Source organism: Candidatus Borkfalkia ceftriaxoniphila (assembly GCF_004134775.1).
Classification (GTDB): Bacteria; Bacillota; Clostridia; order Christensenellales; family Borkfalkiaceae; genus Borkfalkia; species Borkfalkia ceftriaxoniphila.
This window is the reverse complement of the sequence record NZ_SDOZ01000002.1, coordinates 549,821-572,207: the sequence shown is the minus strand read 5'-3', so window position 1 is coordinate 572,207 and position 22,387 is coordinate 549,821. Positions and strand designations below refer to the sequence as shown.

The following is a 22,387-nucleotide window of genomic DNA, read 5'->3' as shown; positions in this document are numbered from 1 at the left end:
CCCGAACGGGTCGGCTCTTTTTTGTAGGACTTGGCTAAAAAGTAATAATTTTTCGCTGTTTTGTATATAAAAAATAGTAAAGGCACAAATATTTCAATTTATCTGTTACCAAAGGTTACAGATATCAGGTTACGGTAAAAAATGCCGCCCGAGATCGTTCTGCGCGGCGATTTCGAAAGCGCCGCTCTAATCTGATTCGAACAGGGAACTTTGCACGAAGGAGGATTTCAAAAAACTTTTCTGCGCGCCCTGCGTCACCTCGTCCGTGGGCAAAAGATTGCCGAGCAGGAGGGGTGAGCGCGGGTCGTGGCGTTTGAAGTTTTCTCTGACCTTTGCCATATCTTTGTTTGCGTAGCAGTATTTACAGCCGTTGAGACAAGTATCGTAAGCGCCGATATCGCGGCTTTCGATGCAGTGACAACCCTCGCGCAGGCCCTTATGCTTGCGTTCCCGAAATTCGCAGCCGTTGGCGTTTGCGAGAATTTCCAAAGTGGCGCAGCCCGAAGAACGTATGCCGTAGCACGAATAATCTCCGTTGGTACCGCACGTCTGTATGCGGATTCCAAACTTTTTCGCAATGCCGCCCAGTCCCTCGGCGAGCCGTTCCTTGTCGGACTCGGTCAAGGCGATGAGTTCGGGCATATTGACCGTCAGTTTTTTGTACATTTCGACAAAACTGAAAATGCAGCGGTCGATATACGGCGCCAGCGTTTCCGCCATATACGCAAACGTTTCCAGATGCCGCGCGATCGTATATTTTTCCGTCAGCAGTACGGGATCGTACCGCCACGCGATCTTTTTTCTGCCAACGATTTTCGATAGTTCGATCAGTGTTTGCATGCTCGTTCGGATATCGGGCACGTTCGGCTCCACGTCTCTGCCGTAGGCGGTAATGGTATAGTGGAAATACGTTCGGTATGCGTCGGTAATTTCTCTGAGGCGAGTCAGAATAGGCGCATAATTTTTTGAACAGAACAACACCGCGTCTATCTTATCGGGACACAATTCATAGCGCGTGACTTTGTTCGGAAACAGGGGATTTCTCGCCAGAACATAACCCTCACGGAATCTGTTTAAAAGCCATTCGGCATAATAGTTGACGGTGTCCGTCCTCGCGCCCGTATTTAAGATCATGATTTGCCTCCTTCCGATTCATCGTATGAATATCTGCGGTTTCAAAACCACATGGCGGATTTCTTCCGCGGAAGTTTTATTGAAAAAATTATAGGACAAAAGGTCTACGGATTTTTGCGCCAACTGCGAAATATTGTGTTCGATGCTGGAAATTTTTTCTTTGCCTTTCATCTCGGGCGGGGCGTTGAATCCCACTAAAACGATATCTTTTTCCTGCGCGTAACTTTGCAAAATGGCGTGAATGGAGGGATATTCGGCATTGTCGTGCAGGATGATACCGAGCCTTCCCTCGAAATTTTCGATAAAACCGCTGAAATCCTGCTTGAAATTGGAGATATTCACGTTCAGGATCAGATGCGGACTGTTCGGGTAAAATTTTTTCATGCCGTAAATATAACCTTCGCGGCGTTCGCGCACGGCTTCCTGGTCGCAGTACAATGAGGTCACGTGAATGATATTTTTACATTTTCGGTAATATAATTCTCTTACGAGAGAAATACACCCCGCAATATCGTCGTAATATACGGCGTTGCAAAAAATATTATTCGGCGGTTTTCCGATCATGATAAAGGGCATTTTGTTCCGATACAGAATTTCAAAGTTTTTGTATGTATTGTCAAAATATTCACGGTTCGGCGACAGGATCACGGCGTCGAATTTTTCTTTTACGAAAAAATCGAAGGCGTTTTTTTCGCTCTGAATGGAAGTGTTAAAGAAAAATTCCCATTGAAAACCGTTGCTCTTGCATTCGGTCTGCAGAAACGTATATAAACTTTTGAAAAATTCTATCTTATGCGGAAATACGATCCCGATCTTTTTCAAGGCGTCGTTTTGCGGCGATTGATACAAACGTTCGCTGATCGATCCGCTGACGAACCAACCGCACCCTTTTACGGAATAAATATATCCCTGGTCCGTCAGTTTTTTCAAAGAGTTCCGGATCGTGACTCTGCTGATCCCGAATTTCTGCTGCAATCTGGTTTCCGAAGGTAATTTGTCGCCCGCCTTATATACGCGGTTCCGTATCTCCGAAAGCAGATATTCTTCCAGTTGTTCCGATTTGCTTTTCATCGCACCCATGTCGACAGTATATCATATCGGAATTGTACTGTCAAGCCTGTATTATTATAATACAAATTTGAGAAAATTTATTGTTTTGACCGCCTTGAAATAGGCGCGCGGGCATGCTATATTTTTAATGGAATAACGATAACGGAATTTTAAAATGCAGCGAATGATTTCTGCATTTAAAATAGAAAGATTATGATTTGGAGGTAAATCGTGAAAAAAATTGTGATTTTGCTGACGGCGTTGCTTTTGGCTTTATCGGGAATGGTCGGATGCGGCGAAAACAAGAATCCCGGCGTGGACGACGACGTGACGTCCTATTTTCATAAGTATTCCGAACCGCTTACGATGAACGTCGGACAATGGGTTTCCGACGAAAAACAGTTCCCCGTCGGGCAGACGCCTTCGGACAACGAAATGTACGATCTGGTCGCGGAATTTACGAACATTCGGCTCAAACCCACTTTTACGACCGCCTATGGGCAATCGTTTTTCGACAAAGTGGCGATGTTGCAGGCGAGCGACGAACTGCCCGACGTGACTGCGATGGACGCGACCTGTTTCGACAGCGCAGTCGAGGCGGGACAACTCGCGGATCTGACCGAAGTTTACGAAAAGTTGGCGTCGCCGACCTTAAAACGGCTGATCGAATCTAACGACGGACTGTATAAAAATCTCGGAACGGTGGACGGGAAACTATATGGGATCCCCGAGCCAAAATCGGATATCGAAGGTATCCCCATTCTGTGGATCCGAAAAGACTGGGTGGAAATTTGCGGCTGGACGAACGCAGAGGGCGGCTTGCAGCCGCAGACGTACGAAGAATTGGAAGATCTTCTCTATTCTTTTAAAGAAAATCAGTCGAAGATCGAACAGCAGACGGGCGTCAAAGGCACCTATCCGCTCGCGCTGTACAAGGAATTTTCGGGAGCGAGCCCCTATCGCGGGATCATGAACGCGCACGGCGCCTATCCCGGCATTTATCTGAAAAATCAGGACGGCAGCCTGCGCTACGGCAGTCTGGATAAAGAGATGAAGGACGGTGTGACAACGTTGAACAAATATCAGGCGGACGGCATTCTGCGCCGCGACTGGGCGACGCAGGACAGCGCTTCGATCGCCGCGGAAGGCGGACAGGGAAAATACGGCGTGTTCATCGACGCGTATTGGGCGCCGCTCGCCACCCAGATTCAGGGCGTGATCGGGCTCAAGGAGGGCGGCACGAATCCGGGGCTTTCCGAAGCCGACTGGATCGCCTGCCCGATCCCGAGCGTAGACGGCGTGGAAATATCACCCATCAATGACGCGGCGCCCGAGCGCTACTATGTAGTCAACGTGAACTATCCGAATCCCGAAGCGATGATCATTTTGATGAATTATCTGGTCGAAGGTTCCAATCTGGAATCGAGCGAAGAAGAAGGAACGGGATATTATCACCCTTACAGCGTCGCGTACAGACAACTGAGCGAGAGTGAAAAGTACGCGTCGCGCATGATCTACAACTGGCTCCCCGTCATTTTGGACGATCCGACGAAAAATGCGACCATGGCGACGAAAATCACGGCGGCGTTAGAGGATGCGTCCAAGGTGTCGGAACTCGTAGGGCAGGAAAAGTATTATTACGATCTGATCACCAAAAAGGCCGAAACGCAGACGGATCGGCTCAACAGTTGGGTGTGGCGCATGATCTACGGGCCCGAAGGCGGCGTGCTTGCCTGTAAAGAGTACAAGTCGACCACGGTAAACGCGTTCATGAGTGCGCCGACGGAATCTATGGTCCTGTTCAATAACATTCTGAATTTGCAGATCGAAAACGTGGCGATGACGAAGATGATCTGCGAATACGACCTTTCGCAGATCGACCAGGCGTTTACGAAATTCACCTCCGACTGGCACAAGAACGGCGGGGATAAAATTCTGAAGGAGATCAACGGGTAAGGGAAATGAGAAAAAAGACGATATTCATTTTATTGCTGCTGTTTCTGGCGACGTTCGGATTTTCCGCCTGTACCGCGCTGTACGAGGATCGGGACAAAATCGTGGAGGATGAGATGGATAAATACAACGTGCAGATCGCCGCATATGACAGACTGGAAAAGAACTTCGATTATACCGATTCCGTGCGCGCGGTCGAGAGCAGGAACGGGCATAACCGCGGAACGCGTTTCTCTTCGAACGACGATCCCGACAATACGCTGTTTCATCTCAACGATCTTGACGAAAGCACCGTCTATCAGTCTTCGGCGTACGCCGACGCGGCGCAAAAGGTCATAGTTACGGCGGATATGCAGAAGAGCAAGTTCATCGACCGTATCCAGATTTCCCCCGCAAAGGACAAAGACGGCGGTACGACGGGCTTTCCCAAATCGTTCTACATAGAGTTGTCCAACGATATGAGCAACTGGACGATCGTCGCAGCGAGAAGCGATTATCCCGTCCCTGCGGAAACTGCGGTGTTCCGCATCGCGGCGCAGTCGGCGCGCTATATCCGTCTGGTCGCGACCGAACTGGGGGCGGCGGAGCATAAATTCAGCCTGTGTCTTTCGGAAATGGACGCGTATTTCGACGATTATCACAATCAGGGCTACGAACGTGCCCGGGCGGTCAAGTATTACGTGAGTTCCTCTTCGGGCGACGACGCGAACGACGGGCTGTCCCCCGAAACGGCGTGGAAAACGCTCAACCGCGCGAACCGCATGCAATTCGTGGCGGGGAGCGAACTGCTGTTGAAACGCGGCGATACCTGGACGGGCGAATCTCTGCAGCCCGTGGGCGACGGAACCAAGGAAAAACCGATCCTCATTTCCTCTTACGGGGAAGGGGAACTGCCCGTCATCAACGCGGGTTTGGGAGCGGGTTACGGCATCAAGATTTACAACAACGACTATTATAAAATCGCGGACGTTGCGTTCGCGCATTCCGTCGCGGGGATCTACGTGGTTTCCGATCTGCGGAATATCGATATGCAGACCTACCGTTTCGACGCATTGAAGGGCATTTACGTGCAGAACTGCGTCTTTACCGACATTCAGGCGCCCGAAGTGACTTCGCAGAGCGGGCTGATCAAGTATCCCGACATGAGTTTCGGCGCGGGCATACATTTTACCGCCTACGGTTTCAATCTCGTGAAGGGGGGACAGAAATACGGCACGTGGGGCACGCGCGCGGACGGCAAAAATATCCAGTCGCCCTATGCAGGGGAAGGCGATACGCTGAATACGTATATCGAAGATATCCGCATTTCCGACTGCGAATTTACGCGCTGCGATACGGGCATCGACAACGCGCTCGTAGATCTCGGCGACGTTTCCAAGGGTTTGCACGCACAGGCGGGATTCTTTAACCAGACCAACGCCAACAGCGGGCATTTAGACGTGTTCCATACGCGCTCGCTCAGTGCGGTCACGGTGAAAAACGTAAAGATCGCAGACAGCATCCGAAGCGGCGGCATCATGATGTACGGCGCGTACGACGGCCTTATCGACAACGCCGTGATCACGGGCACGGGCGTCAAAGGAATGTACTGGGGCGTCGCGGCGTGCCAACTCTCCATGTGCGAAGAATTCGTCGTGCAGAACAGCGAATTTTCGGGGACTTTACTCAACGGCGGTCCCGACGGAGAGGGATTCGATTTCGAATCGGGCAATATCAACGTCACTTTGAAAGACAGTTACATACACGATAACGAAGGCCCCGCCATTCTGTTTTACGGCGGAAACAACGGCTGGGGCGGCGTCAACCGCGGCTGCGTGGTGGATAACGTCGTCATGGAAAACAACGGGATCTTCAGTAAGGAAACGCTGACGGGAAAGGGACTGTATAACGACCATTCCAAGGCGATCAAAGATTATCCTACGCCGAACATCGTCGCGGGCGGCGACGGAAACGTCTATGTGCAGGCGAATTTCGGCGTCATCAGAAACAGCAAATTCGTCGAAAGTTACGACGGGCAGGGCTTTCTGACGGGGTACGAGGTCGCGGGCGACAAGAGCATGATGAACGGACACAAGGTCGGCACGTACGACACGGCGCGCGACGTCACGTATTACGGTATCGTCATGGACATGGACAGCAATCGGATATACGCCCCCGACGGTACGACGCTCAAAGCGGGCAAAGACGCGGATCCTGCCGCGAACGGCGTGGAATCGTACGGCAAAGAGTGGCAGATCGGGAAAATGGACGGCGGGAATTTCGTAAAGAGCGATGAACTGGTCAGCGAAAGCGGCGGCAACAGCGCGAAATATCTGGCGGACGGAGAACTTTCCGCCATGTACGATTACCACCGCGGTTTTTCCACGATCGATTTGGCTTCATCGTCGGTCGATCTCGCCTTTCAGGTCGATCTGGGCGCGGTGACCACGCTTACGGCAGTGCGCATGTACGGCGTGCAGAATCTCAGTTTCGATGCGAGTGTGTGGAACAACGCCGAATACGGATATCTTCTCCCGAAATCCTTTACCGTGTATACGTCGGAAGACGGAGAAACGTGGACGCAGCGCAAGATACGCGCGCTCAGCAGCGAGGGCGGCTATGTGCGCGGCGGCGTGGATAAGATCATAGATTTCAAGCCGACGACCGCCCGCGCGACCAACGATTTCGTCTTTGCGGATATCGAGGTGAACGCGCGGTACGTGCGAATCGTCGTGGACGGCGCCAACGCGGTCGCGGGCACGAGCGGTGTCTGGCGGGTAGAGATCGGCGAACTGCAGGTGATCAGCAGTTTCGATACCAATGTAGATTACGTCTATCCCGAAACGGGAAGAAAGGGGGACTGAGCGCATGACGATCCGCATGAAAAAAACGGGAATATTCCTGCTCGGCTGTCTGTTGGCAATATCCTTATTGCTGTGCGGCGTGCTGCCCTTATTCGAGGCGCACGCGAAGGACGGGGCGCTTACGGAAAACGAACCGTTCCCCGCAGGTTTTCTGGAGGGTACGGCTGAACTCACCTTAAGTTATTCGGCGGGAAAGGGCTTTGCTTTGAACGGCAAAGAGTTTACTTCGCTGTACGAGGGCGCGTTCGAAGTACTGCCGGGCAATGCGTATATCGCGCTGCACGTATTTACGGGCAGCGGAGCGGCTGCGGGGGTGGAGATCACCTCCGTGACCGAGAGCGGTCGGAAAGCCGACCTCGGAAACTGGACCAACTACGCTGGCGAGGCGGGCGTCATTACATCCGACAGCGTAAAATTGAGCGGCGTGAATCTCGCGGACGCGACGATCGTTTCCGCCGCGCTCTCCTACGACGATCTCTCCGTTACGCTGAAAGTTACGGGCGACGCTTCGAACCTGACTAAATTTTCCATTCAGTACGGCACCGCGGGCTCGCTGTATTATGCGAATTTTCAGACGAGCGGGGATGAGCAGGGCATTTATATCAGCGGCGCGATCCCCGAGGAGCCTGCCGTGCCGAGAGATGATTTCGACCCTACGGGCATATTCAGCAACTATGCAACCGAAAAACTCGTGATGCGCGGGCAGCCGTACGGCGTTCTCATCGGCAACAAAGCGGGCGTCAACGCCGTCTGGAGCGATACGATCGGCTATAATACGCCCGTTCAGATGAATTCGTTCCGTCTGAAAGCGGACGTCGTCGGCGGCAGCGAATGGAACAACAACAGAAATATCGTGTTACAGGCGGTGGGCGGCGATCTGGTGATCCGCGAATTCGGCAACGGCTGGGGGCAGATCCTGTTTCAGGATAAAAATATCTCCGCAGGCGGCGGAAACGTGTGGGTGACTTCGCCCGACCAGAGCGAACTGGATATTTCTGTTCTCATCGACGGGGATACCGTGACCGTAAAGAACAATACGAACGACACCGTGCTCGCCGAATCGACAGAGATCAGATTTTCGACTGCAAGCGACGGCAGCGTCAACGATTATTCGAATCTGTTCTTCAAGTTCGAAAACGTCACGGTAACCGACCGCACGATGGGGCTTTTGGTCAAGGAGATCAACGGCGAAGTCTTTCAGGGCGACGAGATCGATGCGGATATTTCCGAATGGGATTACTGGGACGAAACGAAAGAGCCCGATTACGAACTGTACTGGCGCAACGAGGGCGCGGTGCCGACCTGCGTCAAGGGCGGCGTCGCGGTGCGCGGCGCCGATAAGGGCTGGCAGAAATATATCTATTCTGATTACGGAAAAAGCACCTTACAGGGCTTTGACAGCATTTCCGATCTTCGCGTCGAACTGCACGCCGTCACGCCCGATAAGATCGACGGGGTCGACTTTGTGCTGAAAGCCGCGGGCGGGCAGATGCTGGCGGTCCGCATCACAGATTTCGGTTCGCTCACCACGTACGGCGCGACCGTGTACAGTTATACCGATAACGGTTTCCCTGTGCTCGGCTCGGTTTCCGACGTGCCCGTCGACGTCAGGAACAGGGGACTGTACGTTCTGGAATGGGATTATGACGCGACGCGCACTCTGAAGATCAACGGAGTGGAGATCCCCGTGCAGTCGTCGGCGATCTATCCAAACGGTTATAAAGATTTTACGCATTTTAAGAGTTCCAACGCGCAGATCGCGTTCGGTATTTTCGAGGATGCGCAACAGTACGAAAACAGTATGGTCGTGCTCACGTCCGTCAACGGCAAAGAACTGCCCGCGTATACGGCGGCGCCCAACGTGGACTATTCTGAAAACTGGAGGTCCGACGCCGCGGAAATTTCGAACGCCGCGGACGGGTTGCGGATCGCAGCGACGAAAGAGGGCGAACTGCAGTACGCGGTCTACGGCAACGCCGCCGACCTCTCTATCAATACCGTAAAGCATAACGTCAAAGATTTCAGAATTTCGCTCCGCATGGAGGAAAATGCGACGTCGGCGGCCGTGCGGCTGAGCGGGCAGACGGAAGATAAACGCGATCTGACGATCCTTTTGCGGCTTACCGCCGAATCGGACGGAATGCTCTTTGAAGTTTTGAACGCCGAACAGGCAGTGCTCGCCCGTACGAAAGTTGCCAAAGCGGCGGACGGCGTGTATGAGATCGCCTTTTCCGCAAACGAAAAACATGCGTCTTGCAACGGCGCCGCGGCGGAAGGCGATCTAAAGAGCGCGGCGTTTCGGTTCTTGAACGCAAAACTTTCCGTGGGGCTTGCGGGCGGCGCAGGCACTTATATCACGGTCACGGCGCTGGGCGGAGAAGATTTGAAATATTACATCGCGGTGCCCAATTACGAGCGTGAGTATGCCGAAGGCGAGACCATCGTCGACGACTTTCAGTTGGACGAATGGATGAGCGCGGGCGTCAGCGTCGCGGCGTCCGAAAAATCCGTGGATTTCACCTTCCGCAGCACCGAAGCGGGTATGTGGTACGAGATTCCGATGTCGTACACCGCCAGCGCGCTCAATCAGAACTCTTCGAAAAGTTATCTGAGTCTATATTTTTCCTGTAACGAAAACATTACCAAGGACGGCGGCGTCCGAATCTCTCTCGCGACGCGCGCGGGAAACCTGCCGGGCGGCGCGATCACTTCCGCTTTGTCGATCCGTATAACGGACGGCGGCTCCACCGTTTCCGTCTACAACGCGGCATGGAATTCGCTCTCCGCCGCGCCGACCACGATCATCGGCAAATTTGCCGCCGACGGCGGATTCCTGATCGAATTCGACAACGCGACCAAGACGTTATACGTCAACGGAACGCAGATCGCGGGATCGTTCTCCTCTTTCAATTTCCCCGATAACGGTACGTTTGTCGGTATATTCGGCACGGGCAGCGAGAGCGCGCCGGGCGTGCTTTCTTTGAAAAAGGTCAACGGCGCAGATCTGATTTTAGGGGCGGATAATCCGATGATCGAATTCGGCGATCCCGACGAGCAGCGCGTACAGGATCAGATCCGGTGGGTGGAGAAAAACGGCGATCCGACGATGGATTATCAGCAGGAGTTGACCCATTCCACGGAGAAAGTGCAAAAAACGATCACCGAACGCGTATACGTCGGTCAAAAACTCACTGCGTTGGGCGTCGTACTGATCGTGGTCGGCTGCGCGGCGGTTCTCGGCGCGGGCGTCGCCGTCGTGCTGATCGTGCGCAAAAAGAAGAAAAATTGACGTTTTAACGTGCGGGATCGGGAGACCGATCCCGCAAACACGGAGGTGGATATGAAATTCGGCTTGCAGAATTCCGTTATGGGATGGGACGATCCATGGTATCCCGATGCGTCCCGAACGCTCATGCGTACGGGAGAGGGGCAGTTTTTCGCCTCGCAGGATCCCGCCCCGACGAAACAGGCGTTCATAAGACTGTTGCAGGAAACGTTCGGCGTGGATTTTCTCATGCAGCACGCAATGCCGCAGGACGAACTTACGGAAGATTTCGTGCGGGATATGGAGAAATGCGGCTTGCAATATATGCTCGGCAACGAGTTCGGAAACATCAACGGCCCGCATTGCGAGGGGACCAACCGCTACGACGTGCCGCAAAAACTCGTGCGGCGCGCGAAGCGGTCGGAAAACTTTCTCGGCTTGCTGTACGACGAAACGGAGCACTTGCAACTGCATCCTTCCGTCTACCGCAAGGACGCCCGCCTGCACCAGTGGCTGACGACACCCTGCAAGACGGAAGAGGAGTGCGAGGAGGCGATTGTAAACAATGTAAAGCGACTCGTCGACGGATACGGTACGGACGTGTACGGCGAATGCGTCTTTCCCTCGATGATGCACCTTCTGGCGCGAGGCGGCATGCATTTATCCCCCAAAGCGCTGAAAGAAGAGTATCAGAGCGTCATGTTCGCGGTCGCCATGGGCGCGTGCAAACAATATAAGAGAAAGATGTGCGTCACCGTCGATCTGTGGGGATTCGACGTGGGAGAATGGTTCACGAGGCTCTGGGGGTTTCCCGCGCACGGCGTGCAAGAATTTTACAACGCTTTGGTTCTCTCGTGGTATATGTCGCCCGAACTCCTGTTCGTGGAAAACTGCGACCCGCTGGCGATCTCCCGCGGCGATTCGTTCGAGATTACGCCGTTCGGCGAGGCTTACAGCCTCTTTTTAGAGCGCTATCGGGGGAAAACGCCTCCCTATTCGCACAGCGACGTACAGTGCGAGATCGCCGTGATCCACGCGGACGACGGCGTCTTTTCCGCAAACGGCACTTTCGACGGCGCGGGGAGTTACGGTTTTTCCGAATTCCCCATGAACGAAAGAAAGAACAGTTTTTTTCAGGTCATGCACGCTTTGTCGCACGGCGCGGTTTCTCCTGCGGGCACGACTTTCTGGAATACCGAATTTCAGTCGTTCCCGACGGCGGCTTATTCGCGCAACGAAAAGACGTGCGGTACTCTGCCACTCGCCGAGGGCGTGGGAAAAGAAAAGCAAACGTCTTTCCATAAACTGTTTTATCCCATGCACAGCGTTCTCGTCTTTGACGATCTCGTGCAGAGAGAAACGCTCGGCGAGCCCTCGCTCATCATCGTGTGCGGAGAGCGGTGCCGCGGCGAAACGCTGCGCCTCGTCGGCGAATACGCAAAAAAGGGGACGCGCGTCGTCGTGCCCGCATGGCTGGGCGAAAACTGCGCCGAGGAATGCGTGCGGATCTCTGATTTTTGTTCCCGCCGCTTTTACGAGGCGATCGGCGGATTTTTGGGGGATGCGGACGAATGGACGGTTTCTTTCAAAAATCATCGTCTGAAAATTACGAACCCCGCAGGAGACGGGAATACTTTGAATTTCGTTTTGGAGGAGAAAAAGTGAAAAGAGTAGCGAGCGAAGGCGCCCAAAAGAGAGGCTGGGCGACAGAATTGCGTCGCGGTTTCAAAAAAAGTTATCAACTGCACCTGATCGCGCTCCTTCCCATGGTAATGGTGCTCGTATTTGCCTACATACCTATGGGCGGCATCGTGCTCGCATGGAAAAAATATATCGCCACGAAGGGGATCTACGGTTCGCCCTGGCTGGGCTGGCAGAATTTCGAGAATATGTTTTCCCTGCCCATGTTCTGGCCCGCGTTCTGGAATACCTTTAAAATCGCCGTTTTAAAGATACTCATCGGGTTTCCCTTTCCCATCGTTGTCGCGCTGCTTTTAAACGAAGTGCGCGCCGTTCCCTTTAAAAAGTCGGTGCAGACCATCATCTATCTGCCTTACTTTTTGAGTTGGGCGGTCCTCGGCGGTATCTTTCTCGATCTGTTCAGCGCGGACGGCGCCGTCAACAATATTCTCAACGCCGTCGGCATTTCCGACGTCAAGTGGCTGGAAGACGGAGGGGCGTTCGTGACCATGCTGGTGGGAACGGACGTGTGGAAGAATTTCGGTTACAATACCATCGTTTTTCTCGCCGCTTTGACGGGCGTCGATAAAAATTTATACGAGGCGGCGGAAGTGGACGGCGCGAACCGCTGGAAACAGACGATACACATTACGCTGCCTGCGATCCTGCCCATGGTCATCTTAATGGGCGTGCTCAATCTCGGTTCTATCCTGAACGCGGGGTTCGATCAGATATTCATGATGATCAACAATCTTGTGCGGGACGACGCGGAGATCATCGATACGCTCGTGTACGATATAACCTTCGGGAGCAGACAGTACGGTATCGCCACCGCGCTGGGGCTTTTCAAGTCGCTCATTTCGGGGGCGTTTATCGTGACGGGCTGGTTCCTGGCGCATAAGTGCTCGGGTTATCGCGTGTTTTAAAGGAGCGAAATTATGAGGATCACCAAGGGACAGCGCATTTTCGCTGTGTTCAACTATATCTTTTTGACGCTTCTGGCGCTCAGTTGTATCCTTCCCATACTGCATCTGCTCGCCGTTTCGCTCAGTTCCAAAGTCGCCTCCGATAATAATATGGTCGGGTTGATCCCTGTCGGCTTCAATACGGACAGTTATAAATATCTCATCCAGGGCAATACGTTTTTTCGTTCGTTCGGCGTCAGCGTGTACAGGGCGGTGCTGGGCACTGCCATCAATATCCTTCTGATCGTGCTGCTCGCTTATCCGCTCTCCAAAAACAAAGAGGAATTTACGGGGCGGCCCGTCTATATCGGATTGCTCCTGTTCGTCATGATCTTTTCCGCTGGCATGGTGCCGTATTATCTGTTCATCAACGACCTCAACCTATTCGATACCATCTGGGCGCTCGTCCTTCCGACGTCGGTTCCCATTTTCAGCGTCATACTGATGATGAATTTCATGCGTTCCCTCCCCCGAGAGATCGAAGAGGCCGCCAAGGTTGACGGGGCGAATTATCTGCAATGCCTTGTGCGCATCGTATTGCCCGTCTGTCTGCCTTCCATCGCAACCGTCACGCTGCTCGCTTTCGTAACGCATTGGAATTCCTGGTTCGACGGCCTTTTGTACAACAACGATATCGCAAACTATCCGTTGCAGACTTATCTGCAGGTCATTCTCACGAATAAAGCGCCCTCGAATATCGACGAAAGCATGGTCAATATCGGGAGAAACATGAAATCCGCGCAGATCTTCGTCACGATGCTGCCGCTGCTCCTGGTATACCCGTTTCTCCAAAAATATTTCGTCACCGGCATGGTCATCGGCTCGGTAAAGGGTTAAAAGTATGAAAATTATTCGCAAGACAGAAGATCAGGCGCTTTTCGATCTGGAACAACTCGGAAACGGCGTGCTCACGTTCACCTATCCCGCGTCGGCGGGCGCTTCGGTTTCGTGCGCATACGGGCCGTATCCCGATTTTATCAACTTTCGTTGTAAATGCGATATGAGTATTTTCGAAGGCAAAGCGATCTGCCGATCGAAAAAACTGGTCACGGCGCGCTACCTTCTCGTAACCGCGCACGGTGTGCCGCTCGAAAGCGTCGATCTTTCTTTTCAAGACAAGATGTTGCCTCTCGAAAAATACGGCGATTTTTCCTGTGATTCAAAACTGTTCGAAAAAATGTTTTCCGTGTGCGAACACACGCTGCGCTGTTGCGTATTTCCGCACACGCAGGGCAATTCGACCTTTGACTTGCAGGGAGAGAAGAACCGTGAATTCGCCCTGAACTGGCACGGAAAGTATTCCGATTACGTCATCGTCGACGGCGCGCGGCGCGACCGCGAGGTCTGGGTGGGGGATCTGTATCCCGAAATACGCAACGTATGGGCGTTGTTTCGCAATAAAGAGGTGATCCGCAATACGTTCGACGTGATTTTGGACCAGATCCGAGAAGACGGATTTATTCCCGCGAGCAGTATTTCCATGCAGGTGTTTTACGAGTACAACTGCTGGTTTCTGATCGTGTTGGAAGACTATCTCAAAGTCAGCGGCGATACGGATTTTTATTTGGAACATCTGGAAAAAGTGCGCGCGATCCTCCGATTTATCCTCACGATCTTAGAGGACGGCTGCCTGGATCTGGGGAAAATGCAGACTTGGGCATGGACTTCCAGCCGTCACGGTAAGATCACGAGCAGCAACTGCGTTTTATATGCCGCACTCAAGGCGGCGGCGCGTATGGAAAAGAATTTGGGTAAGGATCTTGCGTCTGCGCAGAATTGCGAGGCTTTGGCGGCGCGGCTGAAAAATAAGATCAACGAAGAGTCGTTCGATCGGAAAAAGAAGTTATATTACGATATCATGGGAACCCCCGGGCGCTTTTCTTCGGACGCGGCGGCGCTTGCCGTGCTGTTCGGCGTGTGCGAGCAACAGGACCGCAAAAAAGTTTTGTCGGCGCTTTGCGAAAAATTCAAGACGCCGTACGGTATGCTGCTGTATTACCCGAAAGAAGAGCCCGACGGGCAGAATTTCGTTCATAACGACCACGTGTGGCCCTTCGTTAACACGCTGGTGCTCGAAGCGCTTTTGAAAAACGGCCAAACCGAACAAGCGTTGCCGCTGCTGCAAAGCGTCTGGGGCACCATGCTGCAAAACGGCGCCGATACTTTCTGGGAGATCATCGACGGGAACTTTGGAACATTTATGCGCACGCGCCTGAACGACCCGCCCGACGACAGGGATACCTGGAACAGCGAATGTCACGGTTGGAGCGCGGGGCTGCCGTATCTGTTCTTTACTTACTTCGCGGGCGTCCGTCCCGTAGAATACGGCTATCAAAGCATCGAATTTTCTCCCGTATGTGCGGGGCTGAACGACGTTCGGGCAGTCGTTCCCGCCGCGAACGGGGAAATTCGCGTCAGTATTTACAAAGATGCGGACGGTGTTCGCAGGGCGGAACTCGTCTGTCCCGAATCGACGCAGGTCGGCTGGAAGAGGAACGTCGCGCATCTCGATACGGCGCCTGCCCGCGAAAACGGATATACGGTCTATTCTTTTTTGTTGAAGGAACAGGTATAACGGAACATAAAATAATATAAAAAACGGTCTGACGTGAGCGGGCCGAAACAGGAGAATTATATGATAGATTTCAGCGACGCGCAGTGGGAAAATGTAAAGACAAATTACAGGCGCTGGTGGAAAGGGGAATTGGGAAGACCGATTTTGCCGTGCGTATTTTGGGGGCGGGACGCGGGGCGCGAAATGCCGAAAAATCCGCTGCTTTCCTTTGCCAACTGCAACGATCTTCGCATCACGCCCAAACAGATCGTCGACAGATACGATTACGAACTGAGCGGTTACGAATACGTCGGGGACAGTTTTCCCCTGATGCAGACCATGCAGTTCGGTCCCGGTATCGTCGCGGCGTTTCTGGGTGCGGATCTTCTGAACGATTCTCAGACGGTATGGTTCAGACCCAAAGAAGTAAAGCCTTTAAACGAAATGCATTTTGAGTACGACGCCGACAATATCTGGCTGGACCGTATCCGTGAAATTTTTATCGAGGGCATGAAACGCTGGCAGGGCAACGTCGTGATCGGGTTCCCTGATCTGGGCGGGATCATGGATATTTTAGCGTCTTTCCGCCAGTCCGACAATCTTTTATACGATCTGTACGACGAGCCCGAGCAAGTCAAACGTCTCGTAAACGAAATTGCAGACCTTTGGCACCGCTTTTATCTCGAACTTTGCGAACTTTTGAAGGGCTCGCAAGGGTACAGCGATTGGAGTTCCATATATTACGAAAAGCCGTCGTATATGTTGCAGAGCGATTTTTCCTTTATGATCGGGAACGACATGTTCGACGAATTCGTAAAGCCCGAACTTGAAAAGACTTCCGCCCGCCTTTCGAACGCCTGGTATCATCTGGACGGGATCGGCGAACTGAAACATCTGGACAGTCTGCTGACCGTCGATACCATCAAAGGAATACAATGGGTCCCCGGCGAGGGGGAACCGCGCACCCGCGATTGGAGCGAAGTTTATGCGAAGATCTCGAAGGCGAAAAGAAAGATCCAGGCGTATTACGATCTGGACTTTCATCTCGACGAAATTTTGCAAGTCATCGAACGGCCCGACGATCTCGTCAAAATGCAGTTCGGTTATTCCATCGACAGGAAAAACGAGATCGTAGCTCGCCTGCGCAAATACGGCGCGGAATAAAAATGTAGCACGATTTTGCTAAAAAAGAGAGTTGATTTGTCATCATTCGCGGCTTTCGGTTTTTCTTAAAAAATTGACTTGACGGGCGGGGGAAAAAGTATTAAACTATACCCGTAAATAAACAAGCGCGTTGAGTGCCTTGCGAGAGCAAGGGTAAAAGGGAAATCGGTGAAAGACCGATGCAACAGCCATTACTGTGAACGGTGAAACGCTGCGCATACGCCATTGAACGGAATCGTTTGAGAAGGCGCGCACATCTTTGAAAAAAGACCGCAAGCCAGGAAACCTGCTTAAAGCGTTACGGGAAACATTCTTGGGCAAATGAAGAATGCGGCCGACATATCTTTCTCAAATCTCGATCGGGAAAGTCTGCGTCCGCATACCGTTTTTGCGGGCGCATTTTTGTTGCCATCTTCTCGGTTTATTTATAAAAATATCCTTTTAAGGAGAGGTAGAAATGAAGAGAAGTCTGGCACTTGTGCTCCTCGCCGTTCTGGCAATGAGCACGCTCCTTTTTGCCGCGTGCGACAAAAAGGAGAACGAACAGCAGGGTATCACGGTCGCGTATTCGCAACTTACGAGTACGGGTAAGGAAGAAAACACTTTTGCGGAACTGTTTTCCATCGAGCACTTGAAGGACGAAAACGAAAAAGCGTATTCGAAAATAGAAGTGTTCGATAAGGAAAAGAAATTGGATACTTCCTGGCTGCTCCTTCCCGAGGGTGTGGACAAGGTTTCGGGCGCGCCCGCGGGCGTCAATATCATGACCTTTCGGGACAGGCAGAACATTATGGTCTCCTCCGCGAGCACGATGGCGCTCATCAACGCCATGGATGCGCTTTCGAAAGTCCCGATGACGACCGCCGATACGACGTGGCGGATCCAGGAGATCAAAGACGCGATCGATAAAGGCACCGTAAAGGAAGTCGGCAAATACAGCAAGCCCGACTACGAGCAGATCATTTCCATCGGCGCGGAAAAACACGTAACGTTCGCGGTTTTTTCGACGATGCTCGATTCCGTTCCCGACGTGTACGACCAACTGACAAAGACTTGCAATCTGCGCATCATGCGCGACCAGTCTTCTTACGAGAGCCACCCGCTCGGACGTACAGAATGGATCAAGATCTACGGAGAGATTTTCGATATGCGCGATAAATCCGACGCTGTTTTCAACGGACAGGTCGAGATCCTCAACGAAACGACTTCGAAAATCAACGTGCCCGAAGCGGAGCGTAAAACGGTGCTTATCTTCTATACGACTTCGACGAAAGACACCTTCTACGTGCGGAACGCCGCCGATTACGTGACGGAATTGGTCAATCTGGGCGGAGGAAAGCAGGTCGCGGAGATCGGCCCCGGAAAGTCGGGCAATACGAAAATGACGCAGGAATGGTTTATCCAAGAGTGTTCGCAGGCGGATTACGTTCTGTATAACTGGACGAGCGGCGCTTCGGGCGTAAAGGACGAAAGTCTGCAGGGGCTGATCGACGCGCGTCTCGGCGATTGGTTCAAGGATTTCAAGGCGTATAAAGAGGGGAACGTGTGGCGTACCTCCAACGATTTCTATCAGAAGATGGACAAGATGGGCGAGATGGTCGCCGATATTTACAAAATGCTGTACGGGGAAAACGTGTCCGATACGCTTACGTACGTGAACAGGCTGAAATAAAAAATGAAGGAAAAAAGCAAAAAATTGCTGCGGACGGAGATATGTTTTGCCGCGCTGGGCATCGCCCTGTTTCTCGCCGTCATACTCAACGTATGGATCGGCAGCGCGAATATCTCCGTCGGCGACGTTTTTAAAATTTTATTTACGAATCAATTCGCGGGGCAGGGGGCGCACACCATCGTGTGGAGCGTCCGACTCCCGCGCCTGTGCGCCGCCGCGCTTTTGGGCGGCGCGCTCGGCGTTTCGGGGTATTTGATCCAGACGTATTTCCACAACCCCATCTGCAGCCCGTTCGAACTCGGCATCTCCTCGGGCGCAAAGATGGTGCTCGCTTTTTTTACCGTCGTCGCCACTAACTTTATCGGCGGTCTTACGGGCGTGGGCATGGTCGCGGTTTCGTTCGTCGGTTCGCTCGTATCCATGGGCGTCGTGCTCCTGTGCGCGGGCAAGACCAAAAACATGGCGGTTTTGCTCATCATCGGCATCATGATCGGTTACGCCTGCTCGGCGGTCACCGACCTTATCATCACCTTCGCGCAGGAAGAAGAGATCGTAAACCTCACGTTCTGGTCGATGGGCAGTTTTTCGGGCAAAGATTGGAGCGACGTGCTCGTCATTGCCTGCTTTGTGCTCGCGTGTTTCGCGGGTACGCTGCTGCTCGTCAAACCCATCACCGCCTTTCAGTTGGGGGAGGGTTACGCGCAGAGCATGGGCATGAACGTCAAACTGTTCCGCCTGCTCATTATCCTGCTTTCCAGCCTGTTGTCGGCGTGCGTGGTCGCGTTCGCGGGACCCGTTTCGTTCGTCGGCATCGCGGTGCCGCACCTGACGAAACTGCTCTTTAATTCCTCGAAGCCCGCCGTCGTTTTGCCCGGAACGTTCCTGCTCGGCGCCGTGTTCTGCCTCGTGTGCGATCTCATCGCGCGTACGATTTTCGCGCCGACGGAACTCGCCATCGGAACGGTTACGGCAATATTCGGCGCGCCCGTCGTCATCGCCATGCTCCTAAAGAGCAGGAGGAAGAGCGTATGAACCGCCTTTCCACCCGAAATCTGTGCGTAGGATACAACAAAAAGGTATTGATCGGCGGTATCTGTATCGAGATCGGCGCGGGCGAGGTCGTTTCTCTCATCGGACCCAACGGCGCGGGCAAATCCACCGTTTTAAAGAGTATCACCCGCCAACTGGAAAGTTTGGGCGGCGCGGTGTACGTGGACGGCGAAGACTCCGCCGCGCTTTCCCCTAAAAGTTTTGCGACCCGTTTTTCCGTCGTTCTCACCGAACGGTTAAAAACGGACCGCATGACCTGCGGCGAGATCGTGGAGGCGGGGCGTTATCCGTATACGGGTTTTTTCGGCAAACTTACCGAAGAGGACAAGCGCATCGTGCGCGAGAGCCTCGCGCTGGTCGGCGGGGAACCGATCGCGGAGCTTCCCTTCGACGCGATCTCCGACGGACAGCGCCAGCGCATTCTGCTCGCGCGCGCCATCTGTCAGCAGCCGCAGATCATGGTGCTCGACGAGCCGACTTCCTTTTTGGATATCCGCTATAAGATCGAATTGTTGAGCATTTTGCGCAGACTTTCCGCCGAGCGCGGCATGAGCGTGCTTTTATCCCTGCACGAGATCGACCTTGCCGCCAAAATTTCCGACAAGATCGTGTGCGTGGACGGGGACAAGATCTCCGCCGTCGGCACGCCCGAGGAAATTTTCCGCGGCGATACCGTGCGCGATTTGTACGATATCTCTCGAGGCGATTATAATCTCTTGTTCGGCAGCGTGGAACTGGAAAAGCCGACGGGCGCGCCCCGCGTGTTCGTGCTCGCGGGCGGCGGCAGCGGCATTCCCGTGTTCCGCGCCCTGCAAAGGAAGAATATTCCCTTTTCCGCAGGGATATTATGCGAAAACGACGTGGACTTTCAGATCGCCCGCTCCCTCGCCGCGGAAATCGTGTCCGCGCCCGCGTTTTCCGTTCTGACGGAATCGGACGCGGCCCGCGCCGCGCAGGTCATGCTCCGTGCGGGCGCGCTCCTTGTCGTCTGCGAGCAATTCGGCGCGGCGAACGATGCGGCGAAAGCGCTGATTTCCATTGCGAAAGAGAAAAATATTCCCGTCTATACGGAAGTTTCGCAAGTTCCCTTAACGGGCTCGGAGGCGCAAAATGAAGGGTGATTTTCCGCGCCTGCTGCTTTCGGGCACCAACAGCGGCTGCGGCAAAACGACGATTTTTTGCGCGCTGTTGCAGGCGCTTAAAGACCGCGGCGAAAACGTTGCGGCGTTCAAATGCGGTCCCGATTATATCGACCCCATGTTCCACCGCGCCGTTATCGGCGCCGAAAGCGGAAATCTGGACAGTTATTTCTGCGGAGAATATCTTTCCGCGGTGTTTGCCGATTCCGCGCGGGATCTCAACTTGATCGAGGGGGCGATGGGCTATTACGACGGCCTGGGCTTTACCGACGAACACAGCGCGTACGACGTCGGCAGACGCTTGCACGCTCCCGCCGTGCTCGTCGCGGACGGCAGGGGCAGTTCTCTTTCCATCGCCGCGCAGATGCAGGGCTTTCTGCGTTTTCGCAAGGACAGCAACGTCAGGGGCTTTATTCTCAACCGCGTTTCGCGCGGTGTATACGAGGGAATAAAAAAAATCTGGAACGAGGAGTGCGGCGCGAAACTGTACGGCTACTTTCCCGTATTGCCCGAAGAACTCGCATTCAAGAGCCGCCATCTGGGATTGGTCACGGCGGCAGAAGTTGAAAATCTGCGCGAAATGCAGATGAAACTTGCAAAAATCGCACAGGATTCCGTGGATATAGAGGGGCTTACGGCTCTCGCGGCGTCGGCGCCCGCGCTCGAATACGATCCGCCTGTCCTGCCGCGTTTCCCCAAAATCCATATCGCCGTCGCAAAGGACGCCGCGTTTTGCTTTTATTATTCCGAAAACCTCGGGCTTTTCGAAAAAATGGGCGCGGAACTGTCGTTTTTCTCCCCTTTGGAGGACGCCGCGCCGCCCGCGGAAGCCGACTGCCTGTATTTCGGCGGCGGTTATCCCGAGTTGTACGCGGAAAAACTTTCCGCCAATGCGTCCATGCGCGAAAGCGTGCGCGCGGCGCACGCGCGCGGCGTGCCGATCTTTGCCGAGTGCGGCGGTTTTCTGTATCTGAACCGCCTGCTGGACGGATATGCGATGGCGGGCGTGTTGCACGGCGAGAGCGTAAACAAACATAAGCCCGTACGATTCGGCTACGTCGAGTTGGAGGCGAACGAGGACTGCCTCATCGCGAAAAAGGGCGCGCGCCTGCGCGGTCACGAGTTCCATTATTACGATTGCACCGAAAACGGCGAAGCGTTTACCGCACGCCGCAAGGGGAGCGAATACCGTTGCACGGCAGCGGCAAAAACGATCGCCGCAGGCTTTGCGCACGTTCATTTTTACAGCAATTTGGAGTGTGCGGCGACGTTTTACGAAAATTGTCTGGAGGCAAAGAAATGCAGGAAATGAAGCCGATGGAGATCGAGCGCAAAAGTTTCGAGATCATCGCAAGCGAACTGACCGTACCTTTGGCGGCGGGAACGGAGGATATCGTCAAGCGCGTCATCCACGCCACCGCCGATTTCGACTATGCGGAAAACCTCGTCTTTTCCGAGAACGCCGTAAAGTGCGCGCGGGACGCGATTTCGGGCGGGTGCGATATCGTCACCGATACCGAAATGGCAAAATCGGGCATCAATAAGAAAATTTTGGCTTCGTTCGGCGGGAATGTACACTGCTTTGTCGGAAACGAGACGGTCGCGCGCGAGGCGGAAAGGCGGGGCGTCACCCGTTCGAAAGTCGCCATGGAACACGCGGCGGGGCTTGAAAAGCCGTGCATTTTCGTCATCGGCAACGCGCCTACCGCGCTCATGTCGCTTTTGGATCTCGCCGAAGCGGGCAAAGTAAGCCCCGCGCTCGTCGTGGGCGCTCCCGTCGGGTTCGTGCACGTCGTGGAAAGCAAGGAGCGCCTGCTCGCATCGGGGCTTCCCTATATCGTCGCAAGGGGCAGAAAAGGCGGCTCGAACGTCGCCGCAGCCATCGTCAATGCGCTCGTTTACGCGATCAGGAGATAGA

The 22,387-nt window shown here is 53.6% G+C and carries 15 protein-coding genes and 1 riboswitch; of the genes, 13 read left to right on the top strand and 2 right to left on the bottom strand.

Going from position 1 to position 22,387, the window contains the following annotated elements; genetic code table 11:
* Window positions 1-186: 186 nt before the first annotated feature.
* Both ESZ91_RS02830 and ESZ91_RS02825 read right to left on the bottom strand, forming a co-directional pair.
* Window positions 187-1,134 carry a DUF1848 domain-containing protein gene (locus ESZ91_RS02830; RefSeq protein ID WP_129223931.1) on the bottom strand — a complete coding sequence of 316 codons (948 nt, stop codon included), beginning with the start codon at window positions 1,132-1,134 and terminating at the stop codon, window positions 187-189.
* Window positions 1,135-1,152: 18 nt separating this feature from the next.
* Window positions 1,153-2,205, bottom strand: coding sequence for a GntR family transcriptional regulator (locus ESZ91_RS02825; protein ID WP_161971018.1), 1,053 nt, complete (start codon window positions 2,203-2,205; stop codon window positions 1,153-1,155).
* Window positions 2,206-2,415: 210 nt separating this feature from the next.
* Here ESZ91_RS02825 and ESZ91_RS02820 point away from each other — a divergent pair, with 210 nt between their 5' ends.
* From ESZ91_RS02820 to ESZ91_RS02760, 13 genes are all read left to right on the top strand, one after another.
* On the top strand, window positions 2,416-4,140 hold the full coding sequence (locus ESZ91_RS02820; protein ID WP_129223927.1) for a type 2 periplasmic-binding domain-containing protein: 1,725 nt from the start codon (window positions 2,416-2,418) through the stop codon (window positions 4,138-4,140).
* Window positions 4,141-4,145: 5 nt separating this feature from the next.
* Window positions 4,146-6,980, top strand: a complete 2,835-nt coding sequence (locus ESZ91_RS02815; protein ID WP_129223925.1) for a discoidin domain-containing protein — start codon at window positions 4,146-4,148, stop codon at window positions 6,978-6,980.
* A 4-nt stretch (window positions 6,981-6,984) separates the two neighbouring features.
* The gene (locus ESZ91_RS02810) at window positions 6,985-10,269 is read left to right on the top strand and encodes a hypothetical protein (protein WP_129223923.1); all 3,285 of its coding nucleotides are present in this window, start codon (window positions 6,985-6,987) and stop codon (window positions 10,267-10,269) included.
* Between the two features lie 51 nt (window positions 10,270-10,320).
* The gene (locus tag ESZ91_RS02805) at window positions 10,321-11,910 is read left to right on the top strand and encodes a hypothetical protein (RefSeq protein ID WP_129223921.1); all 1,590 of its coding nucleotides are present in this window, start codon (window positions 10,321-10,323) and stop codon (window positions 11,908-11,910) included.
* Entirely contained in the window at window positions 11,907-12,851 is a 945-nt protein-coding gene (locus ESZ91_RS02800) for an ABC transporter permease (protein ID WP_201270840.1), read from the top strand. The genes ESZ91_RS02805 and ESZ91_RS02800 overlap by 4 nt, the downstream gene beginning before the upstream one ends.
* Before the next feature lie 12 nt (window positions 12,852-12,863).
* Window positions 12,864-13,727, top strand: a complete 864-nt coding sequence (locus tag ESZ91_RS02795) for a carbohydrate ABC transporter permease (protein ID WP_129223917.1) — start codon at window positions 12,864-12,866, stop codon at window positions 13,725-13,727.
* A gap of 4 nt (window positions 13,728-13,731) precedes the next feature.
* Window positions 13,732-15,465 (top strand): alpha-L-rhamnosidase-related protein, encoded by a 1,734-nt coding sequence (locus ESZ91_RS02790; RefSeq protein WP_129223915.1) that lies wholly within the window; start codon window positions 13,732-13,734, stop codon window positions 15,463-15,465.
* Between the two features lie 60 nt (window positions 15,466-15,525).
* Window positions 15,526-16,608 carry a uroporphyrinogen decarboxylase/cobalamine-independent methonine synthase family protein gene (locus ESZ91_RS02785; RefSeq protein WP_129223913.1) on the top strand — a complete coding sequence of 361 codons (1,083 nt, stop codon included), beginning with the start codon at window positions 15,526-15,528 and terminating at the stop codon, window positions 16,606-16,608.
* Window positions 16,609-16,723: 115 nt separating this feature from the next.
* A riboswitch (cobalamin riboswitch) is annotated at window positions 16,724-16,916 on the top strand.
* Window positions 16,917-17,065: 149 nt separating this feature from the next.
* Window positions 17,066-18,280 carry an ABC transporter substrate-binding protein gene (locus tag ESZ91_RS02780; RefSeq protein WP_129223910.1) on the top strand — a complete coding sequence of 405 codons (1,215 nt, stop codon included), beginning with the start codon at window positions 17,066-17,068 and terminating at the stop codon, window positions 18,278-18,280.
* Between the two features lie 3 nt (window positions 18,281-18,283).
* Entirely contained in the window at window positions 18,284-19,312 is a 1,029-nt protein-coding gene (locus tag ESZ91_RS02775; RefSeq protein WP_129223908.1) for a FecCD family ABC transporter permease, read from the top strand.
* On the top strand, window positions 19,309-20,451 hold the full coding sequence (locus tag ESZ91_RS02770; RefSeq protein ID WP_129223906.1) for an ABC transporter ATP-binding protein: 1,143 nt from the start codon (window positions 19,309-19,311) through the stop codon (window positions 20,449-20,451). The genes ESZ91_RS02775 and ESZ91_RS02770 overlap by 4 nt, the downstream gene beginning before the upstream one ends.
* Window positions 20,441-21,781 (top strand): cobyrinate a,c-diamide synthase, encoded by a 1,341-nt coding sequence (locus ESZ91_RS02765; RefSeq protein WP_129223904.1) that lies wholly within the window; start codon window positions 20,441-20,443, stop codon window positions 21,779-21,781. Before ESZ91_RS02770 ends, ESZ91_RS02765 begins: the two co-directional genes overlap by 11 nt.
* Complete coding sequence (locus tag ESZ91_RS02760) at window positions 21,769-22,386, top strand: precorrin-8X methylmutase (RefSeq protein WP_129223902.1); 618 nt, start codon at window positions 21,769-21,771, stop codon at window positions 22,384-22,386. Before ESZ91_RS02765 ends, ESZ91_RS02760 begins: the two co-directional genes overlap by 13 nt.
* The last annotated feature ends 1 nt before the right edge of the window (window position 22,387 follow it).